Genomic DNA, 23,846 nt, shown 5'->3' on the forward strand with positions numbered 1-23,846 from the left:
TAAATCCATACTGGAATCTGAGAGAGTAATTCTTGCGGATTTAATAAATTATTGGTCGTTGTGTAATGAAGTTGATAAAGATAATCTTTTTCGAATAACTCCTCTTGTAAGAGGCGTAAAATTAGAATGAAACTGCTGCACTTGCAGGGATAGTGGTGCAACAACTGTAACCACTACTTTTTAGTGCATTGGTCTCTGTATTAACAGAATAACATCATGGAATTAAGCATATCAATACCTCCATTTTCAGCTGATAGGGGAATCGAATACAAATGGGAAAGTGGTTTTAGCATAAGCATAAGAATAGAAGGTGATATTGTGAAATTAGCTGCCAACAGGCAAGGCCTGGTTTCATTAGCGAACCATTTATTAAACCTGGCGCAAGACGAAGTACCATCAGGGTATCATTTGCATTTTGACGAGCATAATTCTTTGGAAGATGGATCTGCGGAGCTAGTAATCGAAAAAATATAGATGGACTAATACCAGCCCGTTATTCAGGCAGTGTAACGAATAAATTTCTCTAGCAGTAATAATTCCTTTAACCACAGCAAAAGATTTTTTCCGACCTTTACAGCAGGAAACAAACCTCCATCACTTAATACCCTTCAAATGGACACAAGAATAACCATACCAAAAGGTGGTGACTTTTACCCCTTCGTTTTTCAGCTTTTTGAAAAAAAGGAGCCGGCTGCTATTCTTTATGAAGACAATGGCGTTACACGTGCAAATGGAATAATAGAAAGTATTTTTGAACGCGATGGCAAACGCTGGTTAAAGCTGGAAGATCAGACGGAGATCAGCCTTGATAAACTGTATGCGTTAAATGGCGTATTTTCTGCCGAATATTCCGAATGTTAGAGATGAACGTGTGTTAGTTGAAAAGTTTAACTAACACACGTCATACAACATTACCTCCCCAATATCTCCCCAAGTCTCTCCTCCAACACCTCTCCCCGCAGGTTCTTCGCTACTATCCTCCCTTTGGGATCAATCAGGAAATTCTGGGGAATAGAGTGTACCTGGTACAACTTCGCGGCGGCATTGTTCCAGAATTGCAGATCGGAAACCTGTGTCCAGGGCAGGCCGTCTTTTTCAATGGCGGTAAGCCATGCCGCTTTTTTACCGGGTTGATCTAATGAAACGCCCAGCACTGTAAAATTGTTATCCTTGAATTTGTGGTACGCTTTAAGCAGGTTAGGATTTTCTGCCCGGCATGGCCCGCACCAGGAGGCCCAGAAATCAACCAGTACATATTTTCCCCTGAAATCAGAGAGCTTTATGGGTTTATCATTTACATCCTGCTGTGTAAAATCAGGAGCTATTGCCCCGATGGAAAGCGGGCCCTGGTCGTACAATATATTCGCAAACTGTTTACCGCTTTTGCTGTTTTGCAAGGCGGGAGAAAGTGTTTTGAAGATAGGTTTAATACGCGGTACGTCTACATCCTTCCCGGCTACATCTATCAGTGTAACCAGGCTGATAAAAGAAGCGGGGTTGTTGCGGATAAAAACATATTTCAGGGAGTCGGTTTCTTTTGCAACTACCTGGTACCGTTTCATTATGCTATCCATAAGGCCGGGATTCTTTTTTGGTAGCTCCGGTGCAGCGCGATAGAGGGAGTCCACCGACCTGCTCATCTGCTGCATATGAAGCAGCACCGTTTGTTTGTATCGTTTGTAGTCGCTGTTGACAGGCCCTCCTTTAACGCTGGCATTTTTTATAGTGTTTGTACCGGTAATGGCTATACGGCCTTTTTCCAGGTAGCAATCAATCACATCGGCCGTCTTTGTCCATTTTTGAGCGGCTTGCCCGTCATGATCAATGAGCACAGTTACCTGTGCGGGCTCCTCTATTTGTCCGTTAAAAGTGTACATACCTTTGTTAAGTACCGCTGAATCGAGGAACTGCTGGTTGGTCCAGCCGTAATCTTTTACCAGGTAGGCTTTTGCAGGTGTTGCAAGGGTATTGAGTTTTACTGTTAATGCGTATTTGCCGGATTGTGCAAATACCAGCCCCGGCGCCAGCAGGGCGGCAAGGAAAATATTTTTTTTCATAAAAAGATGTTGTTGGAAGAACAGGACGGTAGTTATACCATCCTGTTCGAATATTATTTATTGAAGATATCCCGGGTTAGGAGTAAGATTCGGATTTTGCAGCAGGTCGTTAGGCGGAATAGGCCAGTATGCCATGTAACTTTTCCAGGTGGTTAATTTGATGGGGGCTACTACCGCCATTACCGCATCAATGGCGCTGGTACGTTTCAAATCAAAAAACCGGTGGCCGCATTCTGTAAACAGTTCCATTTGCCTTTCCCTGGCGATGGCCGCCAGCAGGGCGGCTTGTGTGCCACCCGATACTCCTTGCAGGCCAGCGCGTAAGCGTACTACATTCAGATCTTCTATCGCATTGCTTTTATTCTGCATAGCCCTCGCTTCTGCACGGATCAGGTATTGTTCTGAAAGTCGTAGCAGTACCTGGTACTCTGCATTAGGGGCAGCGGATTTGTATTTGGCGGGGAAGTAGTAAGTGGTGGCAGGACTGGTAGAAGTGGCGACCACTGTTGAGCTACGGGTCCAGTTGGTAAAACGCAGGTCCCCGGCTTCAAAAGCATTAAGCAAGGTGCTGCTCAGCGCCGCGAAAACGCTGGAGGAGGCAGGCGTTTGCGGCGGCGTGATAGTGGCCGGCATACCATTATTGTAGAAACCATATTCATTGGTGATTTTCGGACTGCTGGTAGCCAGCGCCCAGATGGTTTCTTTACTGTTGGCAAGGAACACCTGGTCCGGTGCAGGCATTTCATAATTTGTGTTGCCGATCAGTGCAGTGGCCTGTGCTTCTGCATTGGCCCAGTCTTTCGCATAAAGATAAGCCCTGGCCAGCATGGCGGTGGCTACTGCCTTGTTAGGGCGGAAGCGGTTGGGAGTAGTGGCGCCATACCCGTTTTTATACTCATCGCTTAACAGGGACTGGGCCATTTTAAGATCGGCAATGATTTGTTTATATACATCTGCCTCCGGTGCGCGTGATAACCGGTTGTTTATGGTATAGTCGTTTGTCAATGCAAGCGGTACAGGGCCATAGATATTCACCAGGTAATAATAAAAATACGCGCGGAGGAAATAACACTCACCCAGCCATTGATCTTTATAAGCCAGGTTGCCTTTGCTGGTGTTGATACCATCGATAGCAGTGTTCACCGTGAATAGCTTTTTATACAGATCAGACCAGTTGCCGCTTTGCCCGCTTTGAACGGCATTTTTGTAAAATACATCTGCAAAGTTGCCGGACAGCAGGTTTTTGAGCTCATCGGTATATAAGCCCATGGTATAACCTATGTTGCCGCTGGCGCTGCCTGTAAATGGGCCGGAACCGTTCATGTTCAGGTAAATGCCTGTAACAACGGTGGATACCATGTTGTCATTGGAATAAACATCTGCCGCCGCAATAGTGTTGGCAGGCAGTTGAGTGCCATCCAGGTAGGATTCGCAGCTGCTAAGTGTAATGGTCAGCGTAGCAGCAACAGCAAGCAGGCATTTAGATAAACTACAGTCACTATAAAATGTCATCTTCATTTTCGGTAAATTAAAGTGTTACATTAAGTCCGGCTGTAAATACACGCAATGGCGGAATTACGCCGGCATTCAGGTTTTCCGGGTCCAGGCCGTCGAAGCCGGAAATGGTAAGCAGGTTTTGCCCCTGCAGGTATACCGACAGGTTCTTCAGGTGCAGCATTTTGTTTACTTCAGGACTGAAGCTGTAGCGGATGCTTACATTTTGCAGTCTTGCATAAGTAGCATCACTATATGCCCCGGTGCTCTCCTGCAGGAGCCACTGGCGGAAGATGCCGGTGAACTGCGAGCTTAGTTTGGGAATGTCGGTTACATCGCCAGGTTGCTGCCAGCGGCGTAGCCAGATGGTGGAACCATTCATACCGTATAATCCAAAAGGAAAGGAAGTTTGCCCCAGGAAGTTTTTACCCGTGCGACTGGTAAAGCTGAATGAAAAGTCGACGGTCAACCGCTTATAGGTAAAGGAGTTTTGCAGTCCGCCAAAATATTTCGGGGCAAGATCTACAAATTCTGTTTTATCTGCCTGTGTTAATCCTCCTGTGTAATCTGATACATTGCCTTTGGCATCTGTAAAACTGTAGTAGCCGGTTTCAGGGTTTACGCCATTGTACTTATAAAGCAATATCCCGGTAACAGGTTTGTTCAGCACATAGTTTGAATTCTGGTTACTTTGAGATGGAAGCCGCAACAGTTTACTCTTTGGTACGGAAATATTGAACCTTGTTGTCCAGGTAAAATTTTTGCTTTTGATATTGGTGGTGCTGAGAGAGGCTTCCCATCCACTTGTACGGATCAGCGCATCGGAGTTCAGCGTATAACTGGTGTAACCGGTAACGCTCGATAAGGGCTGTCCAAGCAGCTGGTTGCCGGCGCGGTTATGATAATAACTAACATCGGTAGTTATCCTGTCGTTGAAGAAACCCAGCTCCAGGCCAGCTTCCGAGTTAAAGTTACGTTCCCAGTTCAGCAGGGGATTAGGGAGCGAGTTGGGAGATAAGCCCACCTTGCCATCGTAGGAGCCACCGATCACACTATAAGTGCCCAGGTAACGGAAATCGCCAATGGCATCGCCGCCAACTACACCGCTGCTCACTCTCAACTTACCAAAGCTGAGCCAGGGCAGGTGATCCCTGACCACCTTTTCCCCGCTGAAGATCCAGGCCAGTGCGGCGGAACCAAAATTGCCGATGCGGCGGCCGGGCCCGAATTTAGTGGAACCATCCCTCCGTGTATTGATATCGACAATGTATTTATCATCCCAGACAAATTTTATAATTCCATACATACCGATAGACCGGTACTCGGTGAGATTATAATCGGTGGTGACCGAAGATCCGGCGGAAGGGTTGTTCAGCAGGGCGTCCGAAGGAAAACCTTTTCCGGTGATCTCATCGTAATAGGTCACCTGGTTGTTCACTTCACCCCCCAGTTTAATGCTGAGATCCCCTTTTTTAGCAATTAAAGTATTGTACTCACCATACGGCGAAATTGTGATAGAACGGGTATTATACTGGTGAAGAATACCTACTGTTTGCGTGGCCGCCTGGGTATTGGTGGGATTAAAGGTAGAAGTGGGATAACCGATCAGTTCTTTCCCGGAAATCGTATTATACCCGAAGATACTGCGAAGGGTCACCTTTTTCACCGGCTTGTAGGTAAGGGTAGCATTGGCAAGCAGGTTATTGGTTACGTTTTTATACAGCCTGTTTGCGTTACTGGCGGTACCGCTGCTGTTAACATCATTCCCGATAGACGCCCAGTTGAGGCTGCCGTCTTTATTATAAGCCGGCGGCGCATTAGGCGGTGTGAGCGCGCTAACGGAGAAGTCGTACGGCACCATGTCATTTTTTGAAGAGAGATAGGTGCCGGTAAGGCCCATCGTGAATTTATTGTTCGCTGAGCTGGTGTTTAATGCAAACCGCAGCGAGCCATCCCTGTTGGAACCTTTGTGGCGCTGGATATTGCCCATATCGCGCAGACTTCCGCTGATCAGGTAATTGGTGTATTGCGAGCCCCCGCTGTAAGTGAGGTTGGCATTGGTGGTAGCAGCAGACTTTCCCATAAATTCCTTCCGCCAGTTCGTGTAGCGGTCGGCCGGCCAGGTACCGTTCAGGTCATTATCGCTGGGAGATATTTCCAGGCCATCATTCTTTATTGCCTCGCGGCGCAGCATCAGGTATTGCTGTGTGTTAAGCAGGGGAGGCGTTTGCCCGTTCACCGATATGCCCGTATAGACGTTGGCGTTAAAAGATTGTTGTGCCGACCTGGCTTTTTTGGTGGTGATGAGAATTACGCCATAAGCGCCGGAAGAGCCATAGATAGCGGTGGCGTCCACATCTTTAAGCACATCGATGCTTTCAATATCGTTTGGATTGATATAGTTTAAACCGCTGCCACCCTGGAGAAAATCCTGTGTACCATAGGCGGTATTGGGGGAAAGCGGCAGGGTGCCACCGGGGAAACGTACGCCATCTACAATGATCAGCGGTTGTGTAGCGCCGGTAGTGAGATTGGCAGAGCCGCGCATCCTGATGGTAAAGGCGCCTCCGGGCTGACCGGTTACCTGCTGTATAAACAGCCCCGGCACCTTGCCCTGTAAGGCTTCCAGTACGTTATTGACGGGGTTCTTTGCTATTTCTTTGGATGTAACGGTAGTAATATTACCTGCATTGAATCTTTTAGTCGTGGTACCATAAGCGGTGATCTGTACCTCATCGATCGGTGAGGTGCTTACTGCCAGCTGGATAATGAGCGCCGCAGGATTTCCGGATACCAGTTTGGAAGAGCCAGGCCGGGAAGCGCTTTCCTCATTACCAGGCTGCCCTGTGCTCAGCACCTGTACACGATCGCCTGTAAAACGAAGGGTAAGCGGAGCGAAGCCTACGGCAGATATTTTAAGCACGTCTCCCTCATTGGCATCAATGGAAAAAGAACCATTAGCCATGGAGGTAGTGCCTCTTTTTGTACCGGTTATTACCACGTTCACGCCCGCCAGAGGCTGCCCGTCGGAAGAACGGACAACACCTCTGACAGGAATGAGCGTGTTAATATAGGATGCGGAAGGAGAAGGCTCTTTAACAGGAGATGCAGGCACTGCTTTCCGGGAAACAAGGATCGTTTTGCCTTCTATCACATACTCCAGTGGTTGGTTTTTGAAGATATCGTTTAATAGTTGCTCCAGCGGCAGATCTTTAACAGACAACGATACTGGCCTGGAATCGGCCAGCACTCCTTTCTGGTTAAGCAGCACATAACCCGTTTGTTTTTTAATGGCAGTAAACACCTGTTTTAAACTCAGGTTCCTGCCGGAGATGCTGACGTTTTGAGCCATACTCGTGGCCTGGGCATGAATAAAAGCGGCCGTTAATAGTAAGGTAGTTAATTTCATAACCTTAAAGATTTTGGCAGGCAATCCTTTTTTTAAGGACGCGCTGGATCCGGCTTTGGCGGATCGGGCAATGCCCTGGCTTTCCCCCTGATGGGCGGGAGGGCAATAGCATTTTTTTTGCATAAATTTGCAGCAGATTTGGTTGTTAATAAAAGTGGTTGGCAAACCGTTTTTGTGGACCAGCTGAATTCATCCACCGTCACAGGCCTAAACTGTGACGGTTTTTTTTCAAAAAGCCGATCCGGTATATATTGTCGTGCTGCTCAAAAGCAGCATCACAGCATATTCTATTGAACAATCAATTTCCTGCCTTCTATACGGAAGCGTACATCCGTTCTTTTCAGCATTGTTAGTAAACCGTTTAATGATACATCTTTGGTCATCTCCCCTTCAAATTCAATATCGGGGATACCGTTTTCATACACTACCTCTATATCATACCAACGCTCCATCTGGCGCATGATTTCAGCCAGTGTGGCGCCATCAAAATAAAACAACCCGTTTTTCCAGGCGATCGCTTTTTCTGTATTCGCATTTTTCACCACTTTTATCTCAGTTGTATTGGCATTGCTTAATTGCGCCTGTTGCCCCGGTTGGAGGATCACGTTTTTTGCGCCACTACGGTTAGCGGCAACCCGCACACTTCCTTCCAACAGGGTAGTGGCAACAGATTGCTCGTTTTCGTAAGCATTCACATTAAAATGGGTGCCCAGCACTTCTATTTCCGCTTTGTTATTGATGCTCACCCTGAAGGGAACAGCCGGGTTCTTTACCACTTCAAAGTAGGCCTCGCCGGTTACTTCCACTTTTCTTTCCTTACCGGAAAACACGGTCGGATACCTTACAGAACTGGCCGCGTTCAGCCATACCTGGGTGCCATCCGGTAAAGTAAGCCGGAATTGCCGTCCTCTCGGTGTAGACATGGTGTTAAATACAACATCTCCATTGGTATTGCCGGTGGGAGCATAAGCTACTTGTCCGTTTGCCAGCACCACTTGTGCACCGTTCTGTTTAGCGATAACGCCATTACTGAGACTGTCCAGCTTTATACTGGAGCCATCCGCCAGGGTAAGGGTGGCGCCCTCCCTGCCAGGTCCAATTTCAGTGGCTTTAGCCGCTGCAACTGTGGGGGGCGTATTTTTTTTATGGCTTGTCCAATAGTAAGCCCCGGCAGCAAGCACCAGCAAAACAGCAGCTGCCGCCCGGCTCCAACGTGGCAGGAAATGAATGCGGCGAATGGGCTTGTCGCTGTTTAAAGCCTGCTGCAGGAGCGGGAGTAAGGCCTCGTCCTGCGGGATGCTCATATCCAGTTCTCCCGCCAGTTCCCCGAACGCAGCCTGTAATGCTTCCTGGTGGCCGGGCGACTGTAACAGGCGCTGGAACTCTTCCTGCTCTGCTTCATCCAGGTGCTTTTCCAGGTATCGTCCTGTTAAATAGTATATGCGTGCATTGTCCATACTCTATAATAAGATGCGCGGGAAAATCAGTTGTCACTAAAAAAATAAAAAAATAATAACGACAGGCAGCCGGATGGCGGGGGGCAGGAAACTGCGGATGGTTTGGAGCGCCGCGCTCAGGGCATTACGTACATACCCGTCTGAAAGGCCAAGCCGGGCGGCTATTTCTTTTGTGGGCATCCCTTTTTCCCTGCTCAGCTCATAAATGGTACGGCGCTGGGGTGGCATTGAAAGGAGCGCACGTTTCACCGCATGTTGTATTTCTTTAACGGAAATTGCATGGAGCGCAAGGTTAAAACTGGTATCCTCCTGTTTAAGGTGATCCAGTTTGGCATTGTATAAAGAAGTTTTGCGGAGATATTGCAAACATTCATGGATCATGATCTTCCTGAGCCAGGGGCCCGGATGCTGTACGTCTTTAAGCCGGTCCCGGTTCAGCCAGATCTTAATAAAAACCTCCTGTAATACTTCCTGTTTTGCTGTTTCGCTCTGAAGCATACGCAGGGCGATAGCTGCTAATGGGGTGGAATAAAGATTAAAAAGGATGGTAAAAGCAGCTTCATCTCCCTCAGCAATGCGCAAAAGCAGCTCTTTTTCATTATATGTTTGGTTGGATGACAATTATCTTCAGCGGCCGGATTATTTTGCAAACTAGGGCAAAAAATCAAAAGTAGGTAGTGATCTGTGTAATTATTTTTACCGGGTGGCTTTAACGTCCAAACAATGCTGCTTCGTTTATCAGTTCCCAGGAGCCTTCCCTGATCTCGTCTTCCAGTTCCTGCCCGTCCCAGCCGCAGTACCCGATGAATATCCTGATATCATTAGCCGTAAGGGTTTGGTTATTGAGCAGTTTCATTGCGGCAGGAAAATCCCCGCCCAGGCAAATGTTGCCGGTTACGGGTGTTCCGTCTTTTATAAGATCAGGGCGCTGATGTATAAAGTAAAGATGCTCCTGGTCTACCGGGCCTCCTTCATGCAAAGGGAAAGGGATGCTGGTTTTGAACTCTTCCAGTTCGTTGATAGCCCGGGGAAATACCTTATTGATCACAAATCCCAGGGCGCCTTTTTCATTCTTTTCCGCAATGAAAATGATAGCGCCTTCAAAATAGGTGTTGTCCAGGAGGGAGGTGCTTTGTAAGAATATGCCTGCGTTCATGGGGTAAAAGTAAAACAAGGGCTGCAACTTTCAGCTATTATTGGCTAATTTGTGGAATTCCCCAATGGCAATAAGCATTATTATGGATTTTTTAGAAAGGATAAAGAATATCTTCCGGAAGACCGGTAAAGAAACTGATATCAAAACAGATCTATCTATAGAAGCTTATATAGAGAAGCATTTAAAAGAGGTAAACAGCAAGGTGCCCCGACTGGAAGAGCTTTATGGGACAGATTTTTACCGGTTTCTCTACCGGCCGGATGCGGATGAATTTATACGTAAAGAGTTGCTACGTGTACTGGAGTTTCCGGAATTATCGATGGATTGCTTTGATAATGATCATTGGCGGCAAAAGCATCCGTTTAATTTCCCGGGACCATTCTATACGGGGGAGTCTGATACCTGCGGTACGGGGGAAACAGAGGCGCCTTTTAATGTGTTGTTTGATGCCGATTGCCGGGAGTATGTTTTCAGGCAACCGGCAAATTATATAGAATTGATATGCGTGATTGATGCCGGGGCAGTGGAGGTTCTGGATAGTTATTCCTGCAACGGGAATAACCATTGGACGTATAGCGAATGTAAAAACTGGTGGGCCAACAGGGAGAATCTTATACTCAAATTATATGATAAGGAGTTAAGTAACGTAAACAAAGGGAAGGAACAGTTTTATATAAACTATCTTAATTCAGGTGCAGAAAATGATCTGAGGAGATATTGTTTTTTCCTTGAAAACAACTTTTATCCCGGTGAAGGAGTGGCATTGCCTGAATTGTAAGGCAGATCTGAAATATAAAAGGGGATGTCAAAAATGGCCGCCGGCGCTCCATCAGGTACCCGAATAAAAAAGGGCATATCAATTCGATATACCCTCTTTCTCTATCTCCAAAACATCCAATCACTTCCTTTGTTCAATCCTGTACAACCCTGCACCATGCCGTGCAATGGCCGGTGCGAAAGTCCCTGAAAAGCTGCCCACCCGTTTTCCTGACCAAAGATCCGTTATCACACAGAAACCGGTCATCCCCAGTGTGTTCAGGTCAACAGGAATCGCCGTGGTGGCTGTAGCAGGAGCATCTGCTGTGTTGAATACGGCCAGGTATTTTGCACCGGTTGCGGGATCATCTGCCGTCCAGGCGGCCTTGTCATCTTCTGTAAAAAGCGGACGGTTGCCGGTGCTGGTGTTTAATACTTTCAGCACATTTTTATTAGTCAGTAAGGATAATGTAAAAGGATCATTGTCGGGCAGATTACCGCCAAACATCAGCGGCGATTTAAAGATCGACCATAAAGTCATGAGGGTGTATTGTTCATCTTTTGTAAACCCGCTCATACGGGGTTGCCCACGTTCCGCACGGATGCCGATACGGCCCAGCGGCAGCATGTCGCCATCAGGATATGCGCCGGGCGCTCTCCATTTATTCCAGCGCTCAAATACCTGGAAGTGTTCTTTCAGCTGTTTCCAGTTATCCCAGAAATCGCCCACGGTCCTCCACATGTTGGCATGTTGCTGTACATGAGCGGCATGGTCAACAGGCGTTTCACCGGGAGAGGTGCTTAATACTATTTTACGCCCGGTACGGTCAATGGCTTTGCGGATCATTTCAATTTCCCCTGCAAAATAAATAGGTGAAGAAAGGTCATCTACCTTTACAAAGTCCAGTCCCCAGCCGGCATACATTTCAAAAAGGGAATTATAGTAAGCCTGGGCCCCTTCCTTTTCAGGAAGAATGGTGTACATATCGTGCAGCCATAGGCACTGGCCTTCTTTGGAATAGATATCTGCTGCCCGTGCGGAGCTGCCTTTCACCGGCAAATTTTCTACTACTGCTTTCACGGGTATTCCCCTCATAATATGAATCCCGAACTTTAATCCTTTACTATGGATATAATCAGCGAGCGGCTTAAATCCCTGTCCGTTTTTAGCAGAAGGGAAACGGTTTACCGCAGGAACAAATCTTCCATACTGGTCAATATTGTAATCAGGATCAGTTTCATTATAGCCATGTGATTTATCATTGCTCACATACCACCTGATATCCACCACTACATATTCCCATCCGAAAGGTTTCAGGTATTTGGCCATATAATCCGTATTGGCCTTTACTTCTGCTTCTGTAACAGTGGGGCCATAACAATCCCAGCTGTTCCAGCCCATTGGCGGTCCGGGCGCCCACTTGTGAAAATCCTGGCTCTGGCCGCGCTGCACCAAAAATGTAGTAAGAATAAAGAGAGCTAATAATCGCATCATGATAAGAGTATTGTTAAAACTGACATGGAATTTATCCGGTACCAAGGAACTACCGGTGGTCTAAAGTAATAATTTTAATTATAATTGTCAATTTAACACTTTAATTTTTAAGATGAAGACTGGCAATGCTTTTAGAGGGCGGTAATAAACAGGTGTGGCAAAAGCCCCGGGAGACTTAAAGCTTTCCGTGATTCCTTATGTAAGCCAGGTGAATAAGGTAAAGGGTCGGGAGCTTTGTCCTTTTAGTTGCCATCATAAAGCAACCCTGCGAAACAATAGCTCACAGGGCTGCTTTGAGAGGATACTATTGGTCTTTTTTTGTTGTATCCTTCGGGTGACTGTCCTTATGCGAAGGCGGTTGGCTTTCCAGCAGCGATGCTTTTTTTTCGATGGCCTCTTTGGTAGCAGGATCATCAGATGTAACCCCGGAATTGTAGTTACCTCCAACGGAAGTTTTCTCTTCCGTATCCTTTCCGGGTACCGCCTTAGAGGTTTTGTTATTGTTATTTTGCTCTTTCATAAAAATGTATTTTATTCTATATTGACTTCACATAAGGCATGCCAAAGGAGCCACTTTGAAAAGAAAGCGGCTCCCTGTCTTTTAATGATCAGTATCTCATCAAAGCCGCTACAGGACTGTCGGCCGGCATTTCTTCCCTTTCAAGTGTAAACACCTGCCCGCCGTTGGTGATGGTTTTTATTACTGCTTTATTCAACAGGTCTTCATTATCGCCGGTCATGTCATCATCTACCCGCAGTGTATTGTTCATTTCGTCAAATGTTCCCCAGGTCTGTGTGTTATTGGCTACAAACAAAGTATCTACCTGCCCGTAGTGAGCCGCAGGTATTACATCGGCCACGATAGAAGAAGTAAGGCCAGTGGCGGATTGATTGGCGTATCTTTCCTTTACTTTTTGCAGCTCCCCGTTGAAGTAGGGCTGCAACAGTGTGCGCGCCTGCCGGCATAATGCCTGGATATCCTCATATTCCCGGTTACCTGTTACCGCTTCGGGATATAACTGTGCGTATGCAGTTACCGATCTGTATAATGCTGTTAGTTCTTCCGGCCCCGCCAGTACTAATGGTATGTTTTCATTATGCAGTACTTCCCTGAAAAGAATATCATCTATAGCTTTCAGGTATGCTGCACTGTTATTGTTGCTGGCGCCGCCAATACCCTGGTAATTGGTATCACCGCTTGCAATACCCGGATCTTCAGGGCGGTTGGTAGTTGTGCTGTCGGGAAGTCCGGCAACTTTTATTTCGTTCATTCCTGAAGCATCACCTTTAAAAAGTTTAGCGGTATGCCTGCTGATCACCAGGAGATAAAAGCTTTCGGTGGTCAGCATCGCGGGCGCCAGTGGGGATAACTGGAATAAAGTGTTTACCACCAGTTGTTCCGGGGGAGCAGCCGGCATCCGCATAAAGCAGGAAAAACCAGGCGCCAGGAACAGGGCCAGTCCGGCCAGCTGGCTGCGCCAGAAGCCGTTGTCATACGCCAGTGCATAACCCGGCCCGAGTAACTTCGCAATATCCGGTTGTTTTAAGCCTTTCTCCTGCAATAATTTTTCTGCCTCCTGCAGTTTATTTTTAAAAAGCACGGCATCAGACAACTCATTCACTGCTTCACCGGATTCATGTGTGGGAATATAAATCGACACACAATATTTCCCTGAGATGGAAGCCAGTTGACTAAAGTCGTCTTTTGTAAGCACACCGTGCAGTTCTTCAGGAGGAGCAGCGTCCGTTTGCGCAGCGGGCACACGGTTGCGGGCGTTATCTTCCTGCTCTTTTTCGTGATCAGGTTTACCGCTTGTTTTGGTGCCATATCCCCTGGATGTATTTGCTTTTGAAGTATTCCTGTTAGGATGCAGCAAATGAACATTGGGCGCCAGCTCATCCGGACCGCTGGTATATTTTTCTGTCATTTCATTGTATTCATTCATTTTTTCCGGCGGAGTAGCCTGTGCTCCAAGTCCCTCTTCCTTATTGGCTCCTGAAGGTTTTCCTTTGCCCGGATGGAAAGTGCCGTTTCTGTCTTTTCCCATAAGTTAATTTTTAGCGCGTTGAAAAATAACTCCTGTTTTCTATGCAGAATATCCACAGCAACTGTACCAATTGCGGTAATAAGGGGATAAAAAAAAGTATGTGGAAAATTTACCGCGTATTGATTTTTTTGAGGAAGGGATTTTACGCGGATACATATGCGGCGGCAATGCTAACAGCCGCATCCGGATGGAGGGAGTGGAAGACAGTAGCAGTGCCAGGTCATAACTGGTGCCGGAGGCAGGATTTAATAATGCCGGTCTTATTTAATAGCCCCTCTTTCTACGCTCTTAATATCTTCCTGCCGGTCTTTCTTAAAATCAAAATGGTTAAACGCAGGATTATCCGGTACGGCCACGGTATAGCTGTTCAGCGGGGATATTTCAATAGTAATATCACTGGTGACAAGATCAACAATATGCCCGCCTGCATCTTTTTGCCCTGACAGGTAATGGAAATGATAACCGGAGATGTTGGTGTTGTCCATATACGCTGGCAGGCGGTATCCTACCAGGTCCCCGTTGGCATTGCTGAATTCAAAGAAGTGCTGCAGGTTCAGCATACCGGCCAGTTGCGGGTAGGGTTGTTTATCCACGGGGGGAAAGGCACGTGTTTTTATATACCGGAATTTACCTTTAATATGAATGGCGTACATACCATTCATATTAGGCATAAGGCTGTCGAGATAATGATAAAAAGCAGTTTTGTTCAGGCTGTCGGGAACATGTATCACTTTGGCTGCCCGGAAGAAATTGACCATGCAAAAGGGGAGGAGGTGATGGTGATCCTTCACTTCAAATGTTTTTCCTGTGTATTGTGTCTGGTATACTTTTCCGTTCAGCATCAGCAATTCTCCATCAAGTTTATCCGGCGCTCCCAGGCCAAAGTCGCCTTTTGTTTTCAGGGAATCAACGGGGTAGAAACCGTCGTACAGGCCACCCATTAACCCGCTGGCTATCCCGGCGGTAAAAAGGTGATGATATTTTACGGGCTGTGATAGCTGCGCTTTGGCAAAAGCGGGGCACAACAATATCAAGGCTGTTAGTAGGCGGATAAAAGCCGGGGAAGTTGCCATAGAATGTTTAATAAGTATACAAGTTATAAAATAAAGATAAGACAGAATAGATGCAGGGCCACTACATCAAAGGCCTCCGAATATCTCGGCGTAGCGCTCTCTGTCTACCCCGTTTTCCCCTTTCCATCCGCCTAAAGGAAGTATAATATCGGAGCGGAATGAGGTGGTCAGGTTTTCACTGGCCTTCCACAGATCTGTTTGGATGGTGAACGCCTCGTATTTGGGCTTTATGAACGTATTGGGCAGTATGCCGCATTCTGCAAGTGTTTGCAGGATCCCATAGCGTTTGTATTTGTCTGTCTGGTCCAGTATCTTATGCGCAGCTATCCTCTTTTCCAGTTTCCCCGGGGTTTCTTGTTTATCTGCGGCTTCAATGAAGGCCAGCAGCTCCGCTGATTTTTGTTTATCCGCATGGCTGATGGTGGGCATATCAAATGTTACTGCTTCTTCCAGTTCAACCAGGAAGTGCAGTGGCATTTCATTCCAGGAATGTCCTATATAGTAAGTGTATAGCTGGTGGGTTTTATCTATTGTTTCAGTGGCTGGAAGGCCGCATATTTCACAGGTATTTTTACCGGAGAAATTATGTTTGAACAGGTGCTTTATATACAGGTAGCTCATCAGTGTTTGCCTTGCCCTGGGCATTTCCCCTGTTAATCCTTTGAGGAACAATGCTGCAGCAAAATCCAGCGTTAGCTTTTTATGCTGTTGCAATTTCAGCATCCGTTCCAGGGCATGGTGGTGGTCAAAGGTTTCGAACTGATTAGGAGCGAACCCGGAATTGTTCAGCACTTCAAGATCGGAGGCTGTTATAGTTGCCGGGATTTTATGTTCATGCCTGTTCAGCGCAGCATTATAAAATCCATTTTCGTGGGAGTATATCTTTTTTAATATTGATAGTATTTTCTTGTTCATATAGCTGTTAACGTTATATTTCACGCGCCCCTGAAGCTATATTAAACATTATATCTGACATAGCAAATACCCCGGCAACCAGGATAAACAATTGCCGGGGCGTTCTTCTTACTGATAGCCTTCGTTCTGCGGGAAAGTGGCCGGGTTATTCATGATATCTATTTCCTGCTGGGGAATAGGATAAATCAGCCTATATGCCGGCAGCGTTACTTTTTTATTGGCGAGGATTTCGGATATGGCCCTGTTGGTACGCACCAGGTCGAACCACCGGTCGCATTCAAAGGGCAGTTCCAGTCGGCGCTGTTTATACACCTCCGCCCGGAAAGCAGCCTGGTTGGGCAATTCGACCGCTGTAAGCGCCGGCAGCCCAGCCCTGGTACGCACATTGTTCAGAAAGGTGAATGCGTTTCCCTGTGGAAGATATCCCTGCTCATTCAGAATTTCCGCCTGCATCAGCAATACATCTGCAAAGCGCAGCACGGGGAAGTCGTTCCCGGCGTTGCCGTTTACCGGCTGGTCAAGAAATTTGCGGGGCATAATGTTGGCATTACCGGTGGGTTTTACCGGGTCGCTGAGCGTTTTGCGCAGGTCGCTGGGATCATAGGCATTTACCAGCGTGGTATCTACGGTAACTACCTGTGAGTTGGCATACCAGAAGCCGTGGTCCTGGTTGGCAATGCCTTTGGCGAAACGCACCGCGAACAGGATCTCTGCGTTGTATTTATTGGTGGTGCTGAATACATCTGCTACATTAGGCAATAACACAAATACTTTTGAATTTATTACCTGTTGTAAGATAGCTTGTGCATCTGCATATTTTTTCTGGTACAGGTATACTTTCCCCAGCAAGCCTTTGGCGGCGCCGGCGGTTACGCGCCCCAGGTCATTGCTGCCGTAGGTTTCAGGCAAATTGGCGGCGGCGAAAACCAGGTCGTCTTCTATCTGTTTATAAACTACCGGTACTGCGTCTCTCTTTAAATTAACGGCGCTTACCGGGTCTGTAACGGCCGTTAATACCGGCACTGCGCCCCAGAGACGCACCAGGTTAAAATAGCTCAGTGCGCGGATGAATCTTGCTTCTCCTTTAATGCGGTTCTTCAGCACATCATCCATTTTAATGGCGTCGATGTTGGTGAGCAATGTATTGCAGCGGAAGATACCGTTATAAATACCTGTCCAGCTGTTATAAAAATTGGTATTGCCCGGGTTATCGGAATAACGGTTGATCTGGTAGTTCTGACCGGCGCCTGATGATGGATCCTGGTCGGTATAATTATCCGCACGGGCTTCCATCAATACCTGGAAAGTGGCGCCATACTGGTTGCTCAGCGCAAGGGATTTATAACAGCCGTTTACCGCTGTTACCGCATCATCGGCCGTTTTAAAAAACAACCCGGGCGATATGGCGGATGGAGGCGTAAGATCAAGGAACTCCTTGTTGCAGGAAGCGAATATAAACAGTAGTGCAGGGAGATACAGTAAATGCCTTTTCATGATTGCTATGGATTGCTGTATTAGAAAGTGATGTTAAGTCCAACGGAATAGGTACGCGCCAGCGGATAAGAGCCATAGTCTTCCCCGGCGGTCAGCGAATTATCTGTACGGTTACTGATTTCAGGATTGAATAAAGAGTACTTCGTAAAGGTGAATGGATTTTGCACGGCGCCGTAAACCCTGATGGCGGTAACCTGTAGACGGTTTATCAGCGCAGCGGGGAAATTATATCCCAGCGCAATATTCCGCACCCTTACAAATGATCCGTCTTCCACATGCCAGGAGGAGGTAATGCCATTACCGCCGGTGGCAAGGCGATTGGCCCTGTTAATATAGCCGGTGCCGATGTTGTCGGGAGAAACGTAATGTCCCTTTACAAATGAGAGGTTATTGAAGTTCCCTTCCACGTTGGCGATGTAGCGCCTGAACAGGCTTAGTATTTTATTCCCCTGGCTGCCCTGGATGGAAAAGCTCAGGTCCAGTTGTTTGTATCTTACGGTATTACTGAAACCGAAAATGTATTTTGGCTGGAAACTGCCTATGATGGCCCTGTCGTTGGCATCTATTTTTCCATCGTTATTGATATCCCTGAATTTCAGATCACCTACGTAGGTTGGGTTGCTGGTTTTGGCAGAAGCATCGAGGTCTGCTTTATCGCGGTAAATACCGTCGTTGATGTAGAGATAATAAGAGCCGATGGTTTCGCCGATCTTTGTAATGAAATAAGCGTTGCCGGTGCCGCCGGTGGCAATGATAGGCGCGCCGGATGGCCCCAGTTTAGTTACTTTGTTTTTATTAAAGGCGATGTTGGCGTTTGTTTCCAGCGCCCAGTTTTTGCCCAGTTTTTTATTAAAAGATAATGCTGCTTCCACCCCGCGGTTATTAAGCGCGCCGATGTTCTGCAGGTAATTGCTGAACCCTGAAGTGCCTGGTACCGGGAGGTTCAGTAATAAACGGGTGGTATTTGAGTTATAATAATCGAGGGTCAGGTTAAGGGCGTCGTTAAAGAAGCCCGTTTCCAGCCCGAGGTCAAAGCTGGAGGTGCTTTCCCAGGTAAGCCCCGGGTTGGCGGGTGTTGTAACAGACACGCCGTTTACCAATGCCTGGTTGCCAAAAATATAGTTACCATCTGTATTACTTATCTGCGCCAGTGAACCGTAGTTAGGGATCTGGAAGTTGCCTGTAGAACCGTAGCTGCTCCTGAGTTTGAGTGCGCTGATAAATGTTGATTTAGGAAAGAAAGATTCATTGGAAATTTGCCAGGCGCCGGAGATCGCCGGGAAAGAAGCCCATTTTTTATTGATCCCGAAACGGGAAGATCCGTCCCTTCTTACTGACCCGGTGAGGAAATATTTATCGCTGTAGCTATACTGTACCCTGGCCAGGTAGGAGTTCAGGCTCCACTGTTCCTGTGTGGAATTACCGGCGCTGATCTGGCCTGCATTCAGCGTGGTCACTATATCCGTAGGGAAATTAGTGGAGGTGAGCGTATTATGTTCCTGGTTTTCTTTTTGCACGGTGAAGCCTGCAAGCGCATCTATCTTATGCCTGCCAAAACTTTTGGCATAAGAGAGCGTATGTTCTATGAGCCAGTTGGTGTATTGATCCGTATTGGAAAAACCGGTGGCCACGGAGGGCAGGGTGCCGGAAGGCAGGGGCAGGGTGGAAGGCCGGTAATAATCGCGCCGGAAGGTATTGATATCTGTGCCGGCGGAGAGCTTGTATTTCAGTCCTGCTACCAGCTCATACTCCATATACGCATTGGCCAGCAGGCGGAAATTTTTAATACGGTCTTTTATCAGGGTAGCTACGGCTACAGGATTGAGCTGGTTCGTTTGTCCATATCCCCATACGTTCACAGAATCGGCAAAGCTGCCATCGGGATTATGTACAGGGAAGATGGGCGCATAACCCAGTGCCAGCGCTATTACGCCTGAATTGGGCGCAAACCACGGGCCTTCGGCATTCACTACATGATTGTCGGTGAAAGAGGGGTTCATATTTACGCCGAAGCGGAACTTCTTATGACCGCCATCGATACGGAACCGGCTGGCGTAGCGCTTGTAGTTATTATTGATAACAATACCGTCCTGGTTGAGATAGTTACCGGAGAAGTAATACGACAGCTCTTCTGTGCCCCCGGAAATGCTGATGTTATGATTTTGCATGGGCGCCTGGCGGAAGATCTCTTTTTGCCAGTCGGTGTTGGTAAGCCCCTTTTCACCTGCAAGATAAGGCAGTACCTGCGGAGGCACCCAGGTAGACGGATTTTTGGGCCGTACACTGTTAGGGTCTGTGGGCTTGCCGGTAGGAACGGCATCGAGGTAAGCATTATTATGACCATCGTATACCAGCTTTGCATAATCATATGCATTCAGTACGTCCACATGCTTGTTCACGGACTGTGTGCCGTAACTGCCGTCGTAGGTAACTGTCATCCTGCCGGCGGCTCCTCTTTTGGTGCGGATAAGCACTACGCCGGTGGAGCCCCTGGAACCGTATATGGCCGCGGAGGCGGCGTCTTTGAGCACATCGATGGAGGCGATATCATTTACGTTGATCGCAGCCAGCGGGTTAAAGGGCTGCTGATAGGTGTTAACACCGGGCGATGCGTTGCGGGTATCGTTGGTAACGGGAATGCCATCTATTACAAAGAGAGGATTGTTGCCTGCGCTGATAGAGCCCACACCGCGAACACGTATAGATACGTTGCCGCCAGGGGCCCCATTGGTTTGCATCACCTGTATGCCTGCCATTTTCCCGGCCAGGGCCTGATCGAAGGAGGTAACCGCCTGTTGTTTCAGATCACCGGAGCGCACAGAGGCTACAGCGCCGGTAAGCTCCTTTTTGGTACGGGTGCCGTAACCCACTACTACCAGTTCATTCAGGCCGCGACTGGCCTCTTTCATTCTTACCAGCAGGAGGTTGCCTTCACCTTCTTTTACCTGGAAACCGTTTACATGGCTGCTTTCATAACCAATGAAGTTGAACACAAAATCATACACCGCGCCGGCTTTTAATCCCTGGAGCTGGAAAACGCCCTGTTCATTGGTGGAGGCGTTGTACTTTTCTTTGCCTTGCTGTTGCTTAACGGAGATAGATACACCAATGAGTGGCTCGCCGTTCTCGCTCATCACGGTGCCTTTTACCAGGATAGGTTTAGCATCCTGTGAAAAGGCGCTCATGGCGCATAATAACAGCAAAAGAACACCCGTGCACGCGTTTAAAAGTCTGATCATTTGATGGATGTTTATAACGATTTATGAAATGAATAAGCTTCCCCTTCAGCAGCACAGGGTGCTGCTGTCAGTTATTGATAAGCTGTTAACAGAATGATTTATTTCCGGCTACTGACAATTGTGCTGTCGTTGTTTACCGTAACCACCAGCTGGTTCATGGCGCCGATGGCGGTGAGGATATTTTTCAGCGAATCCTTCTTCAGGATACTGCCTGTAAAATACAGTTTGCTGATGTCCTCCTTATTATAATAAACTGGTTTTTTAAAATGCTTCTCCAATGAGTGCAATACATTTTCCAGCGGCTCATTTTTAAACGAAAGAATCACATCGCCGGCAGCGCTGCGGGAAAGAGCTGCCTGTTTGCCTGTTGCTTTCTCTACTGTAAATAACCGGGTGCCGGTGTTTACAGTGAATGCTTCTCCCGGGGCCAGGTAAATGTCTTTCCTGTTGCCCGGTGCATGAATCAGCACTTTTCCTTCGGAAAGTTTCACGGAAACGCTGCCCGGTGTCAGTGTGCTAACGGTAAAGGCGGTTCCCAGTGCGGTGGTGGCAATGCCGCCTGCATACACGGTGAACGGTTTGTTCTTATCTGCCTGTACCATGAAAGCGGCCTGGCCTTGCAGGTTTACACAGCGTTCCTTATCCACCCAGGAAAGTGTACTGTTGGGCGATAGCTTTACCACGGAGCCATCTGTCATCGCCAGTATCTTTATAACATCCCCGTTATTGCTGATCCTGTTCACCGTTTGCCGGGCAAGGGGCATAGCTGTTTTGCGGGCGTTTTTGCCCAGGTATTTCAAACCGGCTATAGCAACAACAATCAATACAGCCGCCGCAGCAGCTACCTGTGCCCATGGCGTTATCCATTGCGGAGCCTTTAAAGGCGGTACAGCAGCCGCTTCCATGCGGGCATGCAGCCTGGATAATATCTCCGCGGTTTTTTCAGGGGCAAGCACCTGTTCCTTATCCGCTACGCTGCGCTGGTACGCTTCCTGCAGCTGTTGTTTTAACGCGGCGTCTTCTTCCCGGAGCAGCATATCTTCCAGCAACGCAATGTCCGCAGCCGTAGCTATACCATTCCTTATTTTCTCTAATAATAAACTGATCTGTTCCATGCTTTCATCTATAAAAACTCTATTACCGGGAAAAAGGGGGGGATAGGTTTTATTACCAAATTGTTAAGCCGGGAATTAATACTGGAAATAAGCGGTGAGTAGTATCAGGCCTGCTGCAGGAATGGTGGCTTGTTTGGTGGCAATATGATTTTTGATGAAGGTGGAAGATGCTTTCAGGTATTCTTTGGCAGTATGGGGAGAGATACCAAGAATGGCGGCGGCTTCCTGCAGGGATTTGCCTTCCAGGCGGCAGAGCCGGAAGATCATTTTCTTTTTGGGGGATAGTTTTTCGATGGCGTCGTTTATAAGATGCAGCTGCAGGTCTTTCAGGATATTGGGGTCTTCTTCCGCTGTAGATACAGGTATTTCAGGATGTGTAACCAGCACCAGCTTTTCCCTGGCGGCGGTTTTCAGGTACTGCATGGATTTATTATAGCTTACCACAAACAGCCATCCGCCTGCCCCGTTTTCCAGGTCAAGTTTATGACGGTTATTCCACAATGCCAGGAATACTTCCTGCAATATATCCTCGGCTACCTCGTGTTGCGCTACCAGTTTGCATATGTTTTTGAATACCGCATGGTGATACTGATGATAGATACTGTCAAATGCAGCAACTTCGTTCTTACTCAGGTGCGTTGTCAATCTTGTTGTATTTTCTGACATGACATTAATGATGGCCAAAAATACGGTTGAATGGAGAAGAAAGAAGTAGCGCAAAGTTATCTAATGATTATCATTGTTGTTTATAGCGTTAACCTGGTTCCCTACCTGGCTTTACAGCGTCACCGCTGTTTCCTTAACGATGATCCGCGCAATATCAGCTCGCAGCTGATCACTTCTTTGGAGGAGCTGATGGTTTTCTTCGACGCCAGCTGTTCAAAGTAAAAACCGGCAGCGCGTTTTCCTATTTCCTGGGTAAACTGCTCCACGGAAGATAACCCTGGTGTAAGCATCTCCGCAAACATTTCATTGGCAAAGCCAAATACGCCGAGTTGTTCCGGTACTTTTATCCCCAGTCCGGCGGCGGTTTTCAGGACACCGAACGCTACATAGTCGGTAGTGGTGAAGATGGCGTCCGGCGGTTCTTTCAGCTGTAGCAGCTCCCTGGCAATCACGGAGCCATGTTCCCTGGTAAGCGCATTGTCATTAACGAAATGATAGGGGATAGAGATATCTGCTTCTTTTAACGCCTGGAGGTAACCCGCTTTTCTTTCTTTGTAGATACCGGTATGTTCCGGTCCGCCGATATAGGCAATCCTGGAATAGCCCTGCTGAAGCAGGTGCTTTACTACTTTATAAGCGGTTTCTTTGTTGTTGTTGATGATCTGGTGACTGCTGATCTTGTCGGTGGTTCTATCGAACTGGATCAGCTGGATATTATTGTTCTTTACTTCTTCCAGGTGATTAAAGGTAATGGTTTGTGAAGAAAGGGAGATGATAATGCAATCTACGTTTAGCCGTACCAGTTTCTCCACTGCCAGTACTTCTTTTTCAAACAGTTCTTCCGACTGGCAGATGATAAGATGATGTTTATGTTCAAAGCAGGTAGCTTCTATACCGGCGATCACATTGGAGAAAAAGCTTTCATTGATTTTGGGCACTACCACCCCGATCGTGCGTGAAGAGCCCATTCTTAAATTAGCTGCATTTGAATTATGCCGGTAGTTCAGTTCCTGTGCTTTCATTTTTACCAGCATCTTCATCTTATCACTGATGCTGGGATGATCGTTGAGCGCCCTCGACACATAAGAGGCGGAAATGCCCAGTTCATTTGCAAGGTCGTAGATCGTGATCCTTTTATTCTTCTTCATTCGCTAAGCCAGGTTTTACTAAAAATGAAATCGATTTCACAAGTTACAAAACTTATGCGGATTTTGTGCGGAGGTTGTCTGACTCAGGATTAAAGGGATTAAACTGATTACGCTGATTTGATCATTTCTGATTTTAAAGGATTCGGGGAGATTTAAGCGGATACTTTCGCTCACATCTCCCCGAATCTTTTTAATCTTTTACAAAATCACAAAAATAAAATCAGTGTAATCAGTTTAATCCCTTTAATCCTGAGTCAGACAACCTCCGCACAAAATCCGCATAAGTTTTGTAACTTGTGAAATCGATTTCATTTTTAGTAAAAC

Annotated in this window: 19 protein-coding genes; 3 read left to right on the forward strand and 16 right to left on the reverse strand. The window is 47.2% G+C overall.

Translation table 11 applies throughout. The features are described from left to right. Positions 1-216: 216 nt before the first annotated feature. Entirely contained in the window at positions 217-474 is a 258-nt protein-coding gene (locus VIM72_RS10945; protein WP_332002873.1) for an Imm32 family immunity protein, read from the forward strand. A 138-nt stretch (positions 475-612) separates the two neighbouring features. Beyond that, entirely contained in the window at positions 613-861 is a 249-nt protein-coding gene (locus tag VIM72_RS10950) for a hypothetical protein (protein WP_332002874.1), read from the forward strand. A 50-nt stretch (positions 862-911) separates the two neighbouring features. On the opposite strand, the gene VIM72_RS10955 is transcribed toward VIM72_RS10950, so the two are convergent. The 6 genes from VIM72_RS10955 to VIM72_RS10980 all read right to left on the reverse strand — a co-directional run bounded on the left by VIM72_RS10955 (position 912) and on the right by VIM72_RS10980 (position 9,573). Then, positions 912-2,057, reverse strand: coding sequence for a TlpA disulfide reductase family protein (locus tag VIM72_RS10955; RefSeq protein ID WP_332002875.1), 1,146 nt, complete (start codon positions 2,055-2,057; stop codon positions 912-914). Between the two features lie 57 nt (positions 2,058-2,114). Further along, positions 2,115-3,575, reverse strand: coding sequence for a RagB/SusD family nutrient uptake outer membrane protein (locus tag VIM72_RS10960; RefSeq protein ID WP_332002876.1), 1,461 nt, complete (start codon positions 3,573-3,575; stop codon positions 2,115-2,117). Between the two features lie 10 nt (positions 3,576-3,585). Next, the gene (locus VIM72_RS10965) at positions 3,586-6,960 is read right to left on the reverse strand and encodes a SusC/RagA family TonB-linked outer membrane protein (RefSeq protein ID WP_332002877.1); all 3,375 of its coding nucleotides are present in this window, start codon (positions 6,958-6,960) and stop codon (positions 3,586-3,588) included. A gap of 287 nt (positions 6,961-7,247) precedes the next feature. Continuing rightward, the gene (locus VIM72_RS10970; protein WP_332002878.1) at positions 7,248-8,417 is read right to left on the reverse strand and encodes a FecR family protein; all 1,170 of its coding nucleotides are present in this window, start codon (positions 8,415-8,417) and stop codon (positions 7,248-7,250) included. A 36-nt stretch (positions 8,418-8,453) separates the two neighbouring features. After that, entirely contained in the window at positions 8,454-8,999 is a 546-nt protein-coding gene (locus tag VIM72_RS10975) for an RNA polymerase sigma factor (RefSeq protein WP_332002879.1), read from the reverse strand. 127 nt (positions 9,000-9,126) lie between these two features. Continuing rightward, positions 9,127-9,573 carry a YqgE/AlgH family protein gene (locus VIM72_RS10980; protein WP_332002880.1) on the reverse strand — a complete coding sequence of 149 codons (447 nt, stop codon included), beginning with the start codon at positions 9,571-9,573 and terminating at the stop codon, positions 9,127-9,129. Between the two features lie 82 nt (positions 9,574-9,655). Between VIM72_RS10980 and VIM72_RS10985 the strand changes: the two genes are divergently transcribed. Continuing rightward, entirely contained in the window at positions 9,656-10,351 is a 696-nt protein-coding gene (locus VIM72_RS10985; protein ID WP_332002881.1) for a hypothetical protein, read from the forward strand. A gap of 120 nt (positions 10,352-10,471) precedes the next feature. Here the strand turns inward: VIM72_RS10985 and VIM72_RS10990 are convergent, their stop codons facing one another. The 10 genes from VIM72_RS10990 to VIM72_RS11035 form a co-directional block, all read right to left on the reverse strand. Further along, the gene (locus VIM72_RS10990; protein WP_332002882.1) at positions 10,472-11,824 is read right to left on the reverse strand and encodes a glycoside hydrolase family 27 protein; all 1,353 of its coding nucleotides are present in this window, start codon (positions 11,822-11,824) and stop codon (positions 10,472-10,474) included. A gap of 304 nt (positions 11,825-12,128) precedes the next feature. After that, positions 12,129-12,344 (reverse strand): hypothetical protein, encoded by a 216-nt coding sequence (locus VIM72_RS10995; protein ID WP_332002883.1) that lies wholly within the window; start codon positions 12,342-12,344, stop codon positions 12,129-12,131. A gap of 88 nt (positions 12,345-12,432) precedes the next feature. Further along, positions 12,433-13,872 carry a hypothetical protein gene (locus VIM72_RS11000; RefSeq protein WP_332002884.1) on the reverse strand — a complete coding sequence of 480 codons (1,440 nt, stop codon included), beginning with the start codon at positions 13,870-13,872 and terminating at the stop codon, positions 12,433-12,435. Between the two features lie 260 nt (positions 13,873-14,132). Continuing rightward, a complete protein-coding gene (locus tag VIM72_RS11005) occupies positions 14,133-14,945 on the reverse strand; it encodes an acetolactate decarboxylase (protein WP_332002885.1) in 813 nt (270 codons plus the stop codon). Between the two features lie 66 nt (positions 14,946-15,011). Then, complete coding sequence (locus VIM72_RS11010) at positions 15,012-15,860, reverse strand: hypothetical protein (protein WP_332002886.1); 849 nt, start codon at positions 15,858-15,860, stop codon at positions 15,012-15,014. A gap of 108 nt (positions 15,861-15,968) precedes the next feature. Then, on the reverse strand, positions 15,969-17,354 hold the full coding sequence (locus tag VIM72_RS11015; RefSeq protein WP_332002887.1) for a RagB/SusD family nutrient uptake outer membrane protein: 1,386 nt from the start codon (positions 17,352-17,354) through the stop codon (positions 15,969-15,971). Positions 17,355-17,374: 20 nt separating this feature from the next. Then, positions 17,375-20,593 (reverse strand): TonB-dependent receptor, encoded by a 3,219-nt coding sequence (locus tag VIM72_RS11020; RefSeq protein WP_332002888.1) that lies wholly within the window; start codon positions 20,591-20,593, stop codon positions 17,375-17,377. Positions 20,594-20,691: 98 nt separating this feature from the next. After that, complete coding sequence (locus VIM72_RS11025) at positions 20,692-21,708, reverse strand: FecR family protein (protein WP_332002889.1); 1,017 nt, start codon at positions 21,706-21,708, stop codon at positions 20,692-20,694. A gap of 75 nt (positions 21,709-21,783) precedes the next feature. Next, complete coding sequence (locus tag VIM72_RS11030) at positions 21,784-22,353, reverse strand: RNA polymerase sigma factor (protein ID WP_332002890.1); 570 nt, start codon at positions 22,351-22,353, stop codon at positions 21,784-21,786. A gap of 140 nt (positions 22,354-22,493) precedes the next feature. After that, positions 22,494-23,522: a LacI family DNA-binding transcriptional regulator gene (locus VIM72_RS11035; protein WP_332002891.1), complete on the reverse strand. Its 1,029-nt coding sequence runs from the start codon at positions 23,520-23,522 to the stop codon at positions 22,494-22,496. Between the last annotated feature and the right edge of the window lie 324 nt (positions 23,523-23,846).

It is taken from the genome of Chitinophaga sp. (genome assembly GCF_036569185.1).
GTDB lineage: Bacteria > Bacteroidota > Bacteroidia > Chitinophagales > Chitinophagaceae > Chitinophaga.